At 44.5% G+C, this 18303-nt stretch carries 12 protein-coding genes; 2 read left to right on the forward strand and 10 right to left on the reverse strand.

The window, feature by feature from the left end:
- Nucleotides 1-289: 289 nt before the first annotated feature.
- The 10 genes from GKO22_RS15595 to GKO22_RS15640 form a co-directional block, all read right to left on the reverse strand.
- Nucleotides 290-1237 (reverse strand): RraA family protein, encoded by a 948-nt coding sequence (locus GKO22_RS15595; protein ID WP_166336662.1) that lies wholly within the window; start codon nt 1235-1237, stop codon nt 290-292.
- On the reverse strand, nt 1230-1703 hold the full coding sequence (locus GKO22_RS15600) for a RidA family protein (RefSeq protein ID WP_166336664.1): 474 nt from the start codon (nt 1701-1703) through the stop codon (nt 1230-1232). Before GKO22_RS15600 ends, GKO22_RS15595 begins: the two co-directional genes overlap by 8 nt.
- A 29-nt stretch (nt 1704-1732) precedes the next feature.
- Nucleotides 1733-3001 carry an MFS transporter gene (locus tag GKO22_RS15605; RefSeq protein ID WP_166336665.1) on the reverse strand — a complete coding sequence of 423 codons (1269 nt, stop codon included), beginning with the start codon at nt 2999-3001 and terminating at the stop codon, nt 1733-1735.
- Between the two features lie 11 nt (nt 3002-3012).
- A complete protein-coding gene (locus tag GKO22_RS15610; RefSeq protein WP_166336667.1) occupies nt 3013-3462 on the reverse strand; it encodes a nuclear transport factor 2 family protein in 450 nt (149 codons plus the stop codon).
- Between the two features lie 19 nt (nt 3463-3481).
- Nucleotides 3482-4783: an amidohydrolase/deacetylase family metallohydrolase gene (locus GKO22_RS15615; RefSeq protein WP_166336669.1), complete on the reverse strand. Its 1302-nt coding sequence runs from the start codon at nt 4781-4783 to the stop codon at nt 3482-3484.
- Nucleotides 4784-4806: 23 nt separating this feature from the next.
- A complete protein-coding gene (locus GKO22_RS15620) occupies nt 4807-6048 on the reverse strand; it encodes an aminotransferase class V-fold PLP-dependent enzyme (protein WP_166336671.1) in 1242 nt (413 codons plus the stop codon).
- A gap of 70 nt (nt 6049-6118) precedes the next feature.
- Nucleotides 6119-7720, reverse strand: coding sequence for a SusD/RagB family nutrient-binding outer membrane lipoprotein (locus GKO22_RS15625; protein ID WP_166336673.1), 1602 nt, complete (start codon nt 7718-7720; stop codon nt 6119-6121).
- An 11-nt stretch (nt 7721-7731) separates the two neighbouring features.
- Nucleotides 7732-11112: a SusC/RagA family TonB-linked outer membrane protein gene (locus tag GKO22_RS15630; RefSeq protein WP_166336675.1), complete on the reverse strand. Its 3381-nt coding sequence runs from the start codon at nt 11110-11112 to the stop codon at nt 7732-7734.
- Between the two features lie 179 nt (nt 11113-11291).
- Nucleotides 11292-12467, reverse strand: a complete 1176-nt coding sequence (locus tag GKO22_RS15635) for a FecR family protein (protein ID WP_166336677.1) — start codon at nt 12465-12467, stop codon at nt 11292-11294.
- A 101-nt stretch (nt 12468-12568) separates the two neighbouring features.
- The gene (locus tag GKO22_RS15640) at nt 12569-13165 is read right to left on the reverse strand and encodes an RNA polymerase sigma factor (protein ID WP_166336679.1); all 597 of its coding nucleotides are present in this window, start codon (nt 13163-13165) and stop codon (nt 12569-12571) included.
- Between the two features lie 431 nt (nt 13166-13596).
- Between GKO22_RS15640 and GKO22_RS15645 the strand changes: the two genes are divergently transcribed.
- Nucleotides 13597-16125, forward strand: a complete 2529-nt coding sequence (locus GKO22_RS15645) for a tetratricopeptide repeat protein (RefSeq protein WP_166336681.1) — start codon at nt 13597-13599, stop codon at nt 16123-16125.
- A gap of 107 nt (nt 16126-16232) precedes the next feature.
- On the forward strand, nt 16233-18209 hold the full coding sequence (locus GKO22_RS15650) for a beta-N-acetylhexosaminidase family protein (protein ID WP_166336683.1): 1977 nt from the start codon (nt 16233-16235) through the stop codon (nt 18207-18209).
- Nucleotides 18210-18303 lie beyond the last annotated feature (94 nt).

Here is an 18303-nt window from a genome sequence, read left to right on the forward strand (position 1 = left end):
CGCTGTCTTTTTTCTGGATGTGATGGATTAGCAAAACTAGCCTTTCCACATAGTTGCATCCGCATTCGTAACTATTTCCAATTCGTAGAAAAATGATGCGGTAACGACAAGAAATAGTATGAGGGTAAAATTGTAAGCGACAGTCTGAGCATTGACCATAGATTGGCTATCAAATAACGATATATTGCCATACGCTTAACACCAACGATACTGAAGGTATGTAGACACTTATATTAAACGTATGGAGTAAAAAACTTCTCAGCCAGCTCGCTGAGAAGTTTTTAGCACCTTACCAGGTTCGGTCTTGCATGATTCTATCCAGTTCGCCCTGAGTCATTTTGAGCTCGCTCGGATGTTGGTCTAACCATTTTAGGAAGGCCGTTTTGATTTCGGAAGTCCATTGATTATCAATCTGCCCACTTGTATAGGTATTGGATTTAATCATATCAAATCCAAACTTATCGCGAAGAATTATAAATTCTGCTTTCACCACCACATCTTCCACCAAATGTGCAGGGATAAAAAGCACACCCTCACGCTGCGCCATTACTAAATCACCAGGCAACACGATGGCTTGGCCGATACGGGTAGGGGTGTTAACGCCCATCAAGGTAGATTCTTCCAGAAAAGAAGGATGAAAATCCCGCACAAAAGCGTTGAAGCCGTCAATCTCCGACAATCCTTCTAGATCGCGTACGGAGGCATCGAATACTACTCCATTACCTGTTTTATTAAAAATAGCATTACCCAACGTTTGGCCAATCAATGTGCCACCAGCAATTTTTCCAAAACCATCGGCCACATACACATCGCCTTTGTGCAACATCTCAATAGGCCAAGTGTTGGTATTACCGGTTCTTCCCGAAGCGTGACCGCGCTTTAGAATATGTTCGTCCACGTCTGGTCTGCTAGGCATAAAGGTCGCGGTCAGCGCTCTTCCAACAACAGGCACATGATCATGCACTTGTTTCCATCCACTCACAAACTGGTTGTGATACCCCGCATTTCGTAAAATGGTCCAAGCATCGTCCAATCCGATCTCCCGTGCACGAGCGATCCAGCTATCCGCAATTTTTGGTCGACCATCTTCAAAACGTTCTCCCGACCAAGATTTGGTCAGGTAGATAAGCTCTTCTTTCGGGATGGATTGCGCCAGCGCAGTGGTAGTGCCCAGAAAGAAGAGGAGAAAGTTGATCAACACTAATGCGGGAGCAACTAAAGTCAGTTTTCTACACATATGCTATACAATCCATTTCCACCAGTGAGTTGCCCGGTACTCCGCCATAAGTTGCAACTGTTGTTCTTACGGGTGGCTTATTTCCAAATCTTCCGCGATAGGCTTCATTCATCTCATTGTAGTCAGCAAGATCAGCTAGATAGACGTTAACCTTCAGTACTTTCTGCATAGATGATCCGGCATTTTTTAATTCCTTTTCGAGTTCATCCAATACATGTTTGGTATGTTCCGTGACGCTGCCTTCGAAATGTGCTCCTTTGCCGGCCACGAATACCATATTTCCATGTTTGGTATGACCTGAGAATAACGGGATTTCTTGGTCAGTGGTAATGTTGCCAACTTGTTTTTCTGAATTAGGAAGTGAATTTTCTGCTTTTGCCAAGAATCCGGCACCGAAAACTCCAGCAGCTGAAGCCGCTAGTTTTTTTAATAATGACCGACGTCCGTTGTTGTTGTTGTTTTTCATCTTTTTTTGATTTAGCGTTTAAATAATAATTATTCTTTGATAGGTAGTTTATTTTTGTCTTTGTATAATAGCAGCGTGAGCAAAGCGGCAGCAAGTAGGCAACTCGACATAAAAAGGTAAGCGCCGCCAAAGTGTCCCATCCACGAATGTAGTAAACCTACAAGATAAGCGCCGCCAAATGAGCCAAGTGCCCCCATACTGTTGATCAGCCCTATCGCACCGCCCGAGACATTGCGCGGAAGCAGTTCGGTCACGAGAGCGAAGAATGGACCATAGGGAATGTACATAGCTGCTCCAGCAATAATGAGGCAAGCGTACGACAACCAGAAATGACTTGATCCAAGTACGTAAGATACATAAAAAGCAATTGCACCAATCACCAGAAACGGCCATACATAGTGCGTACGACTACGGCTTCTGTCTGCAAAAAATGAAGTGATAAGCATACCTACGATGGCAAATAAATAAGGTACCGCCGCCAACCAGCCGGTAGCTACGATATCTATAGTTGGCACAGATTTGATAATTGTAGGCAACCACATCACGAAGCCATAAACGCCTACATTCCACAATAAAAATTGCAACGACAATACAATCACTATTCTAGAGCCAAAGGCTTGTAAGTAATTGGTGACCTTCTTGATGCCTTGTTGTTCGCTATCAAATGCATTGGCTAGCGACTGCTTTTCATCATCTGTTAGCCATTGGGCTGTTGCAGGTTTTTCATCCACCAGTTTCCACCAGAAGAACGCCCATACAACGGCAGGGAGTCCTTGTATTATAAACATCCAGCGCCAACCTAGACCATCGATTAAGTATCCCGAAGCGACAGACATCCACAATACGGTGACGGGATTTCCCAGAATCAGGATTGTATTGGCACGTGAGCGCTCTGCGCGGGTAAACCAATTGCTCAATAAGATCAGCATGGCAGGCATCACCGCACTCTCGACGACGCCTAGCATGAACCGGATGGCAATCAGGTAATTTACATCATTCACCATACCAGTGGCAGTGGCGAAGGTGCCCCATAAGATGAGCGACCAAAATATTAACCGCTTGGCACTTTTCTGTGCCGCGTAATGTGCTCCCGGAATTTGAAAAAAGAAATATCCCAAGAAAAATAAAGAGCTCAAAAGCGAAGTTACGGCTGGCGTGATTTCTAAATCTTCCGTCATACCGCCTGCGGCAGCAAAACCAAAATTGGCCCGATCCAGATACGCCAAACTATAGGTAATGAACGCGACGGGAAGCAGTCGGTACCAACGTTGTTTTATAGATTGTGGATTTATAATCATGTTTTTTGCTGTTAAAGTTTGACCGCTTGTCGCATCAGGAGCTGGATGCTACCTTGATTCTTTTGCCATACCAGTACCACGTGCAGATGAATAGTTCCCGGTGGTTTGTCCCGATCATTGCTTATGCCAGCCATGATGTGTCGCACAATGGCCGTAGATCCGATAATACGTATATCTGCATCTTGGAATTGCAAACTCTGAAACCGAAACTTTCCAGAAGTGAGCGAATGGATAAATTCCTCTTGATCTTCGATTAGACCAGAAGAATGTCCATACGTGAGATAGGGATGCGTAAGCCTCCGAAGCGCGTCGGACTCTGGCTTCAGCAAAGCGAGACGGAAGTGCTCCATCACTTTCGCAACTTCAGTTTCTGTGATTTTTTCCATAGATGCGTAGGATGGATCTTTAGATGAAAAGCTTAAGTGAATAAAGCTTAAGACAAACAGAATATATGTTTTCATGCTCAATGCTTTAGTAGGTTTAATGTTCTCGCATACTTTGTCGACGCCGATTTTCGTCGCGTATATAGCGTTTGAAATCCATGTTCAAAGGATAGGCTGATCCGTTTAAATCATAAACAATGTTACCGTCCCGGATCGTTACTTCACATTCCAGGCGTTGTTGGCTGGTAATACGATGTCCGATGTAATCAAAGAAGCCAAAGTTGCCTTTACGAATCCCCAATACCGCAATATCTGCGGGTGCACCCACAGAAAGATTACCGAGCTCTGTTCGCTTGATAAGCTGCGCTGGTTTCCAAGTAGAGGCCTCGATGACCGCATTCAACGGCATGCCCATGGCTAGAAATTTATCCATCACGGTGAGCATGTCTTTCATGGCGGCATTCATGCTACCTATATGGATGTCCGTACTGATTGCATCTGGATAAAATCCTTCTTTTATGGCTGGGATGGCCTGAGAAAAAGCAAAACTGATCCCGCCATATCCTACGTCGAAAGCGATGCCGCGCTTTCTCGCCTCATGTACAAAGGGTTTGATCTTTTCGGTGTCCATATCGACTATATATTCTCGCCCGCCGATTTGCGCAAAAGCATGGGTAAAAATGTCACCTGGCTGAAGCTTTTCCATAAATAGCGCTTGGATAGGTAGCGTGGGATTACTTCCGCCGAAATCTACCATGGTGGGTAATCCACCGGCTAACTTTCCAGCACGAACGGCCTGCTCGACCGGCGTCCAGTCGTAACCCTCATAATGTGCTACCTTGAATCCTACGATATGCTCTTTATACTGTTTGGCCGTTAGCGCACTCATTTTAGCATCCATATCAGCCGTATTTTGCTCGTAAGCACCACCCCGCATGCCTTGTCCCACGATATTCAAAAAAGCCAATACCCTAGTTTTAGAGAGATCTATTGTCTGTTTTTTAAAGTCGGGGAAAGAGCTCCATCCGGAACTACCTGCATCAACCACGGTGGTGATGCCATTCCGAAAAGTAAATCCATCAGGGGGAAAGGCGTTCGGGCCGTTCATATAATTCTGATCCAATCGCGTCCCCCAGAAATGGTGCGTGTGAATGTCGATCAGTCCAGGAACGACGTACAAACCTTGAGCATGCACTACTTGTGCGGTTTGTGCAGTGTCGATGTTTTGAGCTAAAGCAGCGATAACGCCATCGGATATAGCCACATCCATAATGCCATCAATTTGATTTTTGGGGTCTATGACGTGTCCTCCCTTAATCACCAAATCATATTCTTGGGCATTGGCGTGACTGCTTGCTATCAGAAGCAGTCCTGCCAGTAGTATCTTGCGTATTTTCATAGGATATCTTTTTTGGATTATGGCTAGGCAGTTTTTTCTGCTTTGCCGCTGGCTTTCAGCAGTTCTTCCTTCAATCTGTCAGCCACAATTTGCTCTTCGCCCGGCTTCATCATCCATACAGTCAGTGAAACGTTATTCGCTTTTACCTCACCTAATTCAATAGAAGGATTTCCGTTGCGTAGCTTATTAGCTAGTGATTCTCCATCGAGTGAAATCTGCTCGGGTTTCCAAGATATTTCCAGATTGGGCGTTACATTACCGAGTTGAGGGACAAACACGCGAGTGGTGATCCCTTCAACAGACTCTACCGTTCGGGCTACTTGTGCTGTTCGCGACTCCCAATCTTTCCAGACGGCGTCATGATCCTGATTCACGAATTTCTCCAGAGCCACATACATTCCCAAAACCTCTTCCTTGTTCACCTTCATGCCGCGGCCAATATTAAAACCCCGTGGAGGCATGCTTAAGCGTGCCGCTTGAATAATCGCTTTTTTGCCCATGAGAATGCCTGCGCTCTGTGGTCCACGCATCGCTTTACCACCAGAAATACAGACCAAGTCAAATCCCATATCATTGAATCGCCAAAGATTGGACACTGGTGGTACATCTGCCGCAATATCAATCATGGTTGGTATGCCATGTTTCTTTCCGATTGCTACCCATTTCTCGTGGTTGATTTGGCCTTTATCGGCTTCAATATTGAGGAAAAATAACAGTGCAGTACGATCATTTATAGCATTTTCTAGTTCTGCTTCTGTTTCTACCATGATCATTTTACAACCAGTATTGGTTAATGCCTGATTGTAGACGATGTCGTGCGATTTTTGACAAATCACTTCCGTTTTCATACCAGTGCCGGCAAGATGGGGCAATTGCTTCACCTTTTTTTCGTCTAGACCAGTTAGTACACCAGCTAAGCCTAAGGTAAGGGCAGAGAATGCTCCTGAAGTGACCACTGCTGCTTCTGAATGAACGATCGCGGCGATTTTTTCGCCCACCTTGTCTTGCACCTCATCCAGCATGCAAAACTCTTGCGCACCAGATTGGATCGCGTCTAGCACCTCCTGTTGCATGAGCGATCCAGTCATCGCTGTGATGGTACCTCGTGCATTGATAAACGTACGAATGCCTAATTCCTGAAACAGGTTGCGCGGAACTGCCTTTTCCGCCGTTTGTGCCGCAGCAATTGCTATATTTTTAGGTCCTAATACGCCGCCCATAAGTGTGGCAACCGAAACCAATTTTAAAACTTCTCTTCTTTCCATGCTATATGTTCTTTTAAGAGGCGCTGTTAAGCGTGTGCTTGACAGCGCCCTTCTGTTTATTGATCTTGCTTTATTGTTCGTTCTTATCCCACCAAACCCGTGTTGTCAGGTTGTCGCCCGTAAATTCTGAGAATCCTTGTCGTTGCAAAGCCTCCAAATAATTGGCTTTATTGGTGAGGTTTTCATTCAATGGAATGGAAAAACGCCTGAACATTTGTCCGCCGGTCACATTTCCGGGATAGTTTACCGGCATGAGTTGCGGGTAGTTGGTGCGTCGCCAGTTGGCAAAAACTTCGTAGTCGTCCCCAAAAAGTGATACCCATTTCTGCGTATTAATCTGGGCAAATTGCGCTTCAAAGCTACCAGCAGACAGGAATGGGTTGCTCTGTAAATAGTTGCTGATTTGCTGATCTGAAATGCGTCCGCTATGCGGTGCGACATCTGGCCAAAGTGCCCACTGCTTCATCGCAAAGGTGACTCCTTGGTTATAAGCCGCCTCGGCAGAAGTGCCATTATACCAACCGCGGATGGCAGCCTCTGCTAATAGCAATTGTGCTTCGGCAGGTCCTAAGATGATGATAGGAGAAGTGTTGTTCAGATACAATCTGGAAGGCTCCGAATAGCTGTCGAAATCAGATGGATAGGTATTCAAACTTCCATTGACCATTCCGCGTTGCGCAGCTACGCTATTGTCCGCTCGGTAGGACCCGTCGGTATTGCGCACCCACACCACCGATAATACCGGCAACCTCGGGTCATTGGTGTTTTTGAGATGATTAATAAACGTTGCGGCATATTTTCCGCCTTCCACATTATCACCTCCGGGCGTGTTGTAGTTTCCGTTGATATAGCCATTGATTTTATAGTTGAGGCTTCCTGGAGTAGAGGCGTAAGTAATGTAAGCCATATCGCTTTCTGCCGACATGACTCCACCGGCGATTGCCCGTTGTACCCATGTGCGTGCCAACGATTCATCTGCTCTGGTAAGGCGCATGCCGAGGCGTAGCATGAGGGTATAAGCAAATTTTTTCCAGCGCAGCACATCGCCATTATAGAATAAATCGGCACTCCCAAAACTTGGGCTGGCTTCGTTCAGCGCAGACGCTGCTTCGTCCAGTTCGTTCAACAGGTCTTCGTAAATCTCGCGTTGGGTGTCGTATTTAGGACTTAGCGTACCCGTCTCGCCGAGTTGAGCTTCGAAATATGGAATGTCGCCCGCTACATCAGTCAACTGATGGTAGAAATAGACACGTAGAATACGGATTAGCGCCAGCTTATTGGTGTTATCTACACCAGATTCTGCTTGGCGCTCTAATTCTCCACGGATTTGATACAGCCGGTTCAGTTTACCGATCCAGATATTGTCTACGGTCGTACCGGTGTAAAAAAAGAATGGCGCTTCCGTACCATTAAAGCTATAATATTTGTCGCCAACACCAGCGACTTCTTTGTACGTAGAAAAGTACTGCATGCCTTGCGCAAGCACCGTATAGCTGTCTTGCGGTAGATCCAACAAGGCGCCCGTAAACATAAATTCTGGAATAACTTCGTCGATGCGGTTTACATCTCGATTCATTTCTGTAAGCGATTCCGGGTTGCAGCTTATGCAACCGAGCATAGCCAAGCTGCTGTAGACAAAATGCCGTATTCTGATAGATAGAATTGTTTTCATGATAGCGTCTGTTAGAATTTAACACTTAAATTGAATCCGAAATTTCTGGTTCGTGGTTCACCCGTGCCGGCAGTACCGGTCGCATTACCCACCGTCTGCTGCATTTCCGGATCCAAGCCTGCTTCCCGTACCGCTTTGTCCCGGTACAGAATTGCAAGGTTACGTCCGACCAGACCAATACTTGCCGATTCGATACCACGGATACCCAATTTGTTTCCAGGAATACGATAGCTGAAGATCAGTTCACGCAGTTTCACAAAGTCGGTGCTGAATGTTTGGAGTTCGGAATACATCACTCCACGATTATTATAATAGGTGTCTAGTTGATCCTGAGGCCATAGTTTGCTAAATGGATTACCCTCTTTGTCGACGCCCTCCACCAATAATCCTTCTGGATTATCTCTTCCTGGTAAGGTGTTTTGGGTGAGGCCAAATCGCATCGCATAGGTCCACATATTGTTGAAGGCTACCGCACCAAATTTGGCGTCCAATAAGAAGCTTAAAGAGAAATCTTTGTAGCGGAATTGATTATTTAACCCCAACATATGCGGCGGATTAGCAATTCCAAGATCGGCTTCTATACGCTCCTCATAGCCACTGGTGGCGTTGTAGACCTGGCGGCCTTGCTCGTCTTTCAATAACTTCCATCCGCGAACTGTTCCGTAAGGCATTCCTACTGCATTCAAGATGCGTACAGCGCCTGAAATACCCGTTCCGACTTCTACAAATTCTAATCCGGGAGCTAATTCAACAATTTTACTTTGGTTGTACGTGTAATTAAAGGTGACATTCCAGCTGAAATCGTTTTTCTGTATAGGAGTTCCTGTCACCATTAACTCGACGCCCTTGTTGGCAATCTTCCCTGCGTTAATAAATCCAGACAGAAATCCGCTCGTTTGAGAGATATTTGGTTTCAGAATGTCGTCGGTGGTGATGCGGCTGTAGTACGTCGCATCGATACCCAATCGGTTTTGGAAAAAATTCATCTCAAATCCACCTTCGGTAGTAGTTACCGTCAGCGGACGAAGATTGACATCGATCAGGTCGCTGGTTCCGTCTTGCACAGTAATTCCGCGAAATCCGCCTGTCCGTATTTCGTACATACGGATTACATCTCCAGGTCCAACGTTACTACTGCCCACCTGCGCCCAGTTGGCGCGCAGCTTCAAGAAGTTCATTTTCCAAGGTAGCGTCACTAAGTCTGAGACAATGAAACTACCGCCAACAGAAGGGTAGAAGATGGAGTTCATCTCCCGATTCAAGGTCGAAAACCAATCCTGACGGCCAGTCAAAGTCAGGTTTAAAAATGATTTGTAGTTGAGATCTGCTTGCCCAAAAACGGAGTTGGTGCCCCATCGGGTATCTATTCTGTTGGGATTGTCCAACACCGACAGGTTGGTGTAGCTGATGAAATTCGGAACGATAAATTCACGACCACTAATGCTGCTTAAGGTATACGCATTCCGATCTGCCTGACCACCCACCATCAGATTCACACCAAAATTTTCGGAAACTTCTGGTGCATAATTAATGATACCTAAATAGTTTGTTTTTACGTTTTGCTCTTGGTTGGAGTTAAATAGACCGCGCGGCGTAAAAGCTGTTCCAATTGGACTATAATCCATGTAATCAATCGATTCCCAGTCGCGCGCTATTGTACCACGAGCATATAGGTTGTCGGTGAAGTTGACCTTGGCAGAAAACTGTCCGATGAAGCGGTCGCGCGCATCGCTGTTTCCGGTATTGTTAACGACAAACCAAGGGTTAGGTGCCGCTGGTACTGGATTCCAAGGAATTTCATTTCCATTGGCGTCTGCCCCTGGCTTCAGGGAATTGATGTCTACCGTATTACCGATCAAGTAGACCGCCCAAGAAGGATTGCGTTCCGCATAACCCACTCCGGCAATGTTATTTCTATTTTCTAAGTTATATTGGATGGTAGATTCTAGTTCCAGAAAGTTGTTTTTACCTAATTTAGATTGTAAGCTCAGATTGCCTGTTTTTCGCTTGAATGTAGAGTTAGGTGTTTGTGCCTGCGAACGTAAATCGGAGAGCGATACCCGATAATTGATTGCTTCGGATCCGCCGCTAAAGGCCAGGGAGTTCGTGAAATCTACGCTGGGCTGGTAGAAGCTGTTGATATTGTCTTTCACATTTACGGCAGAATAAGGACGAACTACGCCATCAAATTGAACTACGGGTGATCCATCGATCGGCGCACCGTACGATAAGCGACCGGCGCTGAGCGCTTGGGCTTGTGTCGTTGGCTTAACCCCGTCATTGCCCGATCCGTATTTATATTGAAAGTTAGGGTAGGCACTCGGCGTGCCGACCATGACGTTGGATCTGAATTCGATACCGATGCCTTGTCGAGCGGCTCCTTTTTTGGTAGTAATTAAGATAACACCGTTGGCTGCCTGACTGCCATACAAAGCCGCTGCAGCACCACTTTTTAAAACCGTCATCGACTCGATATCGTCGGGATTAAGACTTGAGATACCATCACCACGGTCAATATTCAGTCCGGTCGTATTGGTACCGCCACCTTTATTATTATTGTTCATCGGGATGCCATTTATCACATATAATGGCTGCTGATTGCTGTTTAGTGATCCATTTCCCCGAATCACCACCCGACTAGACCCCCCCGGGCCAGAGGCTATTTGTGTCGCATCCACTCCGGCTATTTTTCCGGTCAATGCGTTGGCTACATTTGTTTCTCGCGCTTCATTGAGCGAAGATCCACTAATCTCCGCACTCGAATAGGCTAGTGTTTTACGCTTCCGTTCTATGCCTAATGCCGTGACGACTACCTCTTCCACCGTATTAGAAGAGTCTGCCAAAACAATGTCATAGTGGTTTTTATCGTCCAATGGGATACTGGTAGAGCGGTAGCCCACGTAAGAAATCTGTAATGTGCCTCTCGAAGGGACGGTTAAGGCGAACTTGCCCGCAGCATCTGTATAGGTGCTTTGTGTCGTCGTTCCTCTCAAGGTGACTGACGCTCCCGCCAGATTAGTTCCTACCTCGTCGCGCACGGCACCGGTAATTCGACGTGTACTTGTATCTTGCCGTGCTGTTGTAGCTTTAGAAAGCGCATTTTTACGCTTGACCAATACCATATCTTTTTTGATGGAGTAGGTGACTGGCTGTTTTTCGAACATCGCATCAAGAATCGTAATAATCGATGCATTCGTATATTGAAGTGTGACAGGTTTTGTGCCTTGTAAATCGGAGGCGACGTATAGAAAGTCGTAGCCGGTCTGCTTTCGTAGGCTTTCAAATACCTTCTCTAAAGACTCATTCTTGACTTGAATGGTAGCATGTTGTGCAAATACAGCAGCATCCACCTGAGCGATGAATAGCAAACAGGCTACCGTAAGCTTGAGCAAGGTCTTGAGCCGAGTAAGGCAAAAAGATGTGAGGCTGTTCCTTTTTTGGACAGCAAAATTTTCATATAATTGCATGTTATAGGTTAGTTAGAATTGTTACCGCAATTGTTTGACCTGAAGGCATCGTAATTAGTGCCTAATGAACCGGACGTGTTAGAGCACTCCGGTTTTTGTTTTTCTTAGGGCATGATGATCACCTCCCTTCCTTGCCTTTTGATGTGGAATCCTCCCAATACGGAGAGGTAATCTATGAGTTCGTCTATAGTACGTTTTTTAGAGAATGTACCTCCGAATTTTGTTTGACTGATCTTGCCATCAAATTGAACGTCAATACCATACCAACGGGATACTTCATGCATAATTTCCATGATGTCCTTTTGCTGAAACACAAAGTAGCCATCTTTATTCGCTAAAATATCAGATACATCGACATCTTTTACGGTAGCGCTTCCTGCTTTTTGCCATGCCCATTGCTGATTAGGCTTAAGCTTTTGGTTTTGTTTATTGGTGCTTACGTCCACTTTACCCTCTACTAAAGTGGTCGTTTTTTTAGTATCATCAGGATAGGCACGAATATGAAACTCGGTTCCCGTCGCTCGGACATGGAAATCTTGACTATTAACGATGAATGGATGAGCGGTGTTGGAGGCGACCTCAAAAAATCCTTCGCCCAATAGATAAAGATGACGTTCATCGGCAGCAAACTGTGCAGGAAATCGTAACACACTTTCTGTATTTAGCCATATTTTTGATCCGTCCGAAAGTAAGAGATGGAGATCTCTTCCAGCAGGTACGCTGATGGTATGGAGGATCTTAGAATTGATACCCGTCTCATCAGCTAGTTTGTACTGCAATGTATTGTTAGCATGCTTGATCAGAATGGTCTTGCCGATGATCAATTCTTCGTTTGTTGGTAAGCTGTCGATCAAGTAGTCTTTTCCTGCCACATTAATTTTGAATGAGGTTGGAGTCAATGTATTTTCTACCGCAGGAATAGCGTTAAGGTTTGCCAGATCTTGTTGCTTCATCTGATTCTGTTGTGCATACCAGATTATAGAAAAGATGGCTAAAAGGAATAGTGCCGCAATAGGTAGTAAGTATTTTTTGAGAAGTGGAATAAATGTCTTGGGTATTGCTCCCTTACTCATGTCATTATGAAGCAACTGCTCTCGATCAAGCTTATCTATGCCTGCTAGAAGGCGATCTTTCAGTACTTTCTCGTCTGTAATAGCAACTTTTATGTGTTCGTCTGCTCCACGCTTGATCAGCCAAAGATTAATGAGTTGACGTTCCTCGTCTGTGCAAGATCCATCCAGGTATTTATTTAGCAAGTTGTCGAACTCGTCGCGAAGCATTGTTTGTTGGGTTAGTTATACTATGAAGTGTCTAAAACAATGCTTTGGTAGTATGTGAAAATTAAAATAATTTTCAAATTGCTGATTTACAGTGTATTATTTTACATTTGAATAACGGTTACCAATGCTTTATAGACGCTGATTGCACCTACGGACTTAGCAAAATACACTTTGTCTATACCTTTTCTCAGTTGTTTTAATGAAAGACTTACCTGCTTTTTTACAGTATTTTCTGAAATAGACAGTCGTTGTGCAATTTCTTTGTAGGATAGTTGCTCATCTCTGCTCAGTAAAAAGATTTCACGCATCCGCGGTGATAATTGTTGGATCTCTTTCTGAATAAAATCAGCCAATTCTTTTGCATTAATCTCTTCCAGTGGCTTATCGGTCTGATCGGGGAAATAGTGATATAAATCTTGGATCAGTTGACGCTGCTTACTATTCTTTTTGATGCTTTTTACCGCTTTATGATGGATAATGGTGTACATATATGCTTTCAAGGACTGCACATGCATCAGCTTTTTCCTGTTTTCCCAAATAGTGGCGAATGTGTCCTGAAGAATATCCACGCTCTCTTCCTCATCGTTCAATATTCTGTTGGTGTATAGGAAAAATTCCTTCCAATAGGTATTGAAAAAAATGGAAAATGCTCTATTATCACTGGATATTAAGCCTGTTAATAGTTGCTTTTCATTCATAATAAGCAAATTTTAGGTCATGTGGATGCTGACCTGAACTTCAATTATTTTGGTAGTTAGCATAAACTTAGCAAAATAATTCATTAAATATTAATAGTTTTTTAATGAGAAGAAGGTATTTGTGTCAATTTTTGTATTAATGAACTCTCCATCGAGAACCGTAAGTCGGTAGGCGGTGATAAGCGTTTCGCTGGTATAATAGTGCAAAATTTGAGGCTTTACATATCCGAGAAAAGATAATCGCTATGGTAAAAGGTTGCATGACTAGCTTAATACAATGTCCACGTAGCACGGAATTATTACCGCAATTACCCTGTTTTTGCACAGAAATTTATATTTTTAGATATCATACAAGAACGACGGTATAAATTTTGCAATTAGTATTATCATATCAGAATACCGCTTTTATAAAATCTCAGTAATAGACTAAAATGACAATGCCACAGATGATTGATCACAATCGCTTAAAAAATATATTGACCGGAGTTTTTTCATTCGTAGTAATCACCGCGTACGCGCAAGAAGGAGCGAAGAAACAAGAACAAAGTCAGCCAACCGAGAGGAAAGAGGCTGCCACATCCATGATGGATTCGATCACGGTGGTGCGTGATTATCGCCCCATGTTGGCGGATGCGGTGAAAATACGCCGCAGCCCGGATATGAATATAGACCGAAAAGCGCTTGAGAATGAGATGCGCCGAACTGCTGCAGCCATTTACTTCCAGAAAAATCGGTATAGAGAAGCTTACCATATGCCGCTGCCGCAAAGGTATCCTAATGCTTTGCAGAGCAATATCGACAATAACCGAATTGGTATTTTGGCTTATCGGGCTGGCGAGTTCGACCGATCCAGATCTATCTTGGAGCAGGTAAAGCCGTTAGATGCCTTTTATCAAAGTTCACTAATCGCTTTGGGGCATACCGATGTGCAGATAGGCAACAAGAGCCGGGCACGCGATGCTTTTTACAAAGCATCGCGATTAAATTATGATGAAGAGCTACGAGCAGATGCCCTGTTCAATTATGGCAAAGTACTAACAGAGTTGGACTCCGTCCAAAATTCGATACGACCGCTCAATGAATTCATCGCATTGAAATACGCGGACTATAAGAATGATACAGAAAAAGCGGAGACCACAGAAATGCGATTAGCCGATGTGTTATCCGGTACCAGCAATTTTCAGGCAGCGGTATATCTTTTAGAATCTTTTCAAGATCGGGACCGCCAAGCGGATCGCGTGTATCAGAAGATCACCTATTTCCGTGGTTTGGAATTCTATAACGAACGCGCGTTTGAAAACAGTATATCCATGTTTATGCGATCGGAGAAGTTTGCTTTTGATGAAGAAATGGCTGCGCTAGCAACCTATTGGAAAGCAGAGGCTATGTATGAAGTGCGCAAATATGCCGAGGCGGTAGACAATTTCTCTCAGTTCCTAAGATTGCCTGCTGCGCGGCAAACTACCGTATATAATTATGCAAATTATGCCTTAGCCTACGCCGCATTCCGAATCAACAGATACAGTATGGCGGCAGAGTATTTAGAGCGTTTCTTAGCCTCTAGCGAAGGCACGTCAGATAAAAACATACAATATGATGTATTGGCTCGTCTGGGCGATGCTTACCTTTCGATGCGCAACTATGGTCGAGCCAAAGATTACTACAATCAGCTTATTAAGGAGAAAGCCCCTAATCAGGATTATGCCTTATTCCAACAAGGTATTATTCAAGGTTTGCAGGGCGACAAGGAAGGTAAATTGAAAACATTGCGTGCGGTGGTAGATAGATTTCCAAATTCGAATTACGCAGATGACGTCGCTTTTGAGATCCCGTATATGTATTTCACTTCCGGAGATTATGACGCGGCTATTGATGGTTTGCAGCGAATGATCAAAAAGTACCCGAGAAGCAGCTATGTTCCTCGTGCCCTAATGACGATTGGCTTAGTTCAGTACAATAAGAATGACACCGAAGCGGCTTTGGCCACCTTCGAAAAAGTAGTCAAAGAATATTCTACAACAGGAGAAGCAGCCCAAGCTTTACATTCTATCGAAAATATTTATCTGGATCAGGGAGATGCTACCAGTTATATTCGATACGCTACAGGTACAAATGTTACCGATCTTAGTCCTTCCGAATTAGATAATCTAGCCTTCCAAGCAGGCAACACATTGTTTTCGAGAGGACAATACGCCGCAGCTGTGGAGGCCATCAATGCTTATTTTGATAAATTTCCCAAACCTCGACAAGAGAAACATGCCCGTTATATCCGCGGCGTGAGTTTTTACCATACAGGAAAACCAAAAGAAGCATTGCACGACTTGAACATTATCCTGAATACTTGGACCAGTGCGTACACCAAGAATACGTTGGTGACCGTAGCGGCATTATACCTGGACTTGAAGCAGTACAATGAAGCAATCGTACATCTCAAAAAACTGGAGCTAAACCCAGATTATAAAGATAAATACGGTTATGCAGTAACCAATTTGATGATGTGTTATTTCGAGATTGGTGATTTTGAGCAGATGGAGAAGTATGCTAAGTTGGTCAGAAACTATAGTCAGGCAACCGACGCGGAATTGGCGATGGTGCACTTGTATACGGCAAAGGCAAAACAAAAAAATGGTGATAAGCAAACGGCATTAAAAGAACTCAACTTAGCGGCGTCAAAGAGTCAATCGGCAGCCAGCGCGGAGGCAAGATATCTGGTCGGACTAAAGCAATACGAAGATAAAGAGTATGATAAAGCGCTTAAGTCGGCTTTTGATGTGATTGAGAATATGGATGAACAGGAATATTGGGTGGCCAAGAGCTTCATTCTACTCGCAGACACTTATGCACGCAAAGGCAATACGCTTCAAGCAAGAAGTACGCTAGAAAGTATCATTCAGAATTATACCGAGGAGGACGATATTGTGCCCGCAGCGAAAGAGCGTTTGCAAAAATTGAAAAAGTAAAAGGGAGACTGGTGCCTGGAGTTTTTATCCTTTATTGAAAGCATACATGTAATGTATATCTGGTTTTTTTATTATAAAAACCGTGATATTTATTAGATTTGGCTATTATGAATAAAAACCTCAAAAGGCTACTATTGGCTGCCGTTACGATACCCTTTTTGGGTGCGAGTACGACGTTTGCCCAATCATCTAAAGCACAACACTTCACAGACAATTCGATTTCGCAAAAGGTATCTACCATGCCAGCAATTTTTCCTGCCCCTGTATACATGGAACTGGGAAAAGGGAATATTCTTTTAGGGAAATCGGTCGTGTTGGTCTCTTCATCTACCGTCGATGCTGGAACGAGCGCCTTAGTCGCTCAGATTCTAAAAGGTGCAGGTGTACAATCTGTAAAAGCAGCAAAGAAACTCCCTAAAAAACTAGATGCTACGTATATCGTATTGGGTACTCAGCAGGATTCTCAGGTGCTTGATGCATTAAAACAAATCACTTCAACTACTGACACCGCCGCCAGTGGATACACTTTGGCAAGTAAGCAAATGGATGCCGGAGCGCTTATTACCTTGGTGGGCAAAGATGTGAATGGACTGTACTACGCGGCACAAACGTTTCGACAATTAGCGCAACGTGGTTCTATTCCCGCATTAGTGATCAATGACCATCCGGCATTGCCAATTCGAGGTACAATTGAAGGATTTTATGGCAAACCATGGTCTATGGAGGAGCGAGAAAAGCACATTAATTTTTTAGCTACAGTAAAAGCCAATACGTTTATCTACAGTCCAAAAGACGATCCATATGCACGTGATCGCTGGCGCGAGCCTTACCCTGCGGCAACATTAAAAGAGCTTGAGAAACTTGCGGCAATATCTAAAAATAATCATATTAACTTTGTCTATGCCATTTCCCCTGGTCCAACAGTTTGTTTTTCTGATCCAAACGATCTACAGGCATTGCTGAACAAATTCGAAGTCCTTCGCGGTTTGGGCATTCGCAGTTTCTATGTAGCATTAGATGATATCGAGTATAAGGAGTGGAACTGCGAGCTGGATTCGATCACTTTCGGACCTTCGGGTGCTGAGGCTGCTGCGCGTGCCCAGGCACATTTGCTGAACGCCGTACAGGCTGATATCAAAAAGGTAGATCCAACAGCGCCTCCTTTAATTATGGTGCCGACTGAATACTACGATGCCAAAGAAACACCTTACAAAGAGGCGCTACGTAAGCATCTAGACTCCACAATTGTCGTGCAATGGACAGGAACGGATGTCGTACCGCCATCTATCTCCATTTCGGATGCGCGTAATGCAACGAAAGCATTTGGCCGAAAGACATTTTTGTGGGATAACTATCCCGTAAACGATTACGGCGAATCGGCAGGAAGATTATTGCTAGCGCCTTACCTACAGCGTGAAGCAGGATTGTCTCAAGAACTAACAGGAATTGTATCCAATCCGATGAATCAAGAAGTAGCGAGCCGCGTTGCTGTTACTGGGATCGTGGCCTTTGCTTGGAATGATAAAGATTACGATGCTGATCGGACGTGGAAGTTTGCGGCACGTGAGCTAGCAGGTTGGAATTCTGAGGTGAGCGAAGCATTGCTAACCTTCTTTGATACACAGCACCTTGCGCCAACTTTTGGCACGCATCCTTGGCAGCCACAGGCGCCTTACCTCAAGTCTATTCTCGATAAGGTAGAAGATCGTATGGCGAATGGCGATGCGCCAAGTCGGCAACAAGCGATCACGCAGCTAGCAGAGCATGCGGCCTATTTCACCCAAGTACCAGAAATCATTCGCAGTGGGAACGTAGACCAAGGTTTTATTACTGAAGCACAGCCGTGGCTAGACGCGATGGTTTTGTGGGGGAAAGCACTTTCGTCTACTGCTGCTGGATTAGCTGCGACCAACCAAGGTGATTCGTCTGCAAATGTTCATTTTGATCAAGCTAAAAAGTATGCTGCCGAAGCGGAGGCTATCCAATCTACACCTGGAGCCACTCGTGTTGAGGGGCCAGTAAAGGTTGCCGATGGCGTATTAGATCGTTTTATCACGAAGGCACCGAACTTAATCAGATTTTAACGAAATATGCCCTTACTTTCGCAAAGTGAAGATAAGGGCATATTTTAAAATTTATTCTTTCTTTGGGGTACTTTATTGCCAAGGAATACGATGT

The organism is Sphingobacterium chungjuense (genome assembly GCF_011316935.1).
Lineage (GTDB): Bacteria > Bacteroidota > Bacteroidia > Sphingobacteriales > Sphingobacteriaceae > Sphingobacterium > Sphingobacterium chungjuense.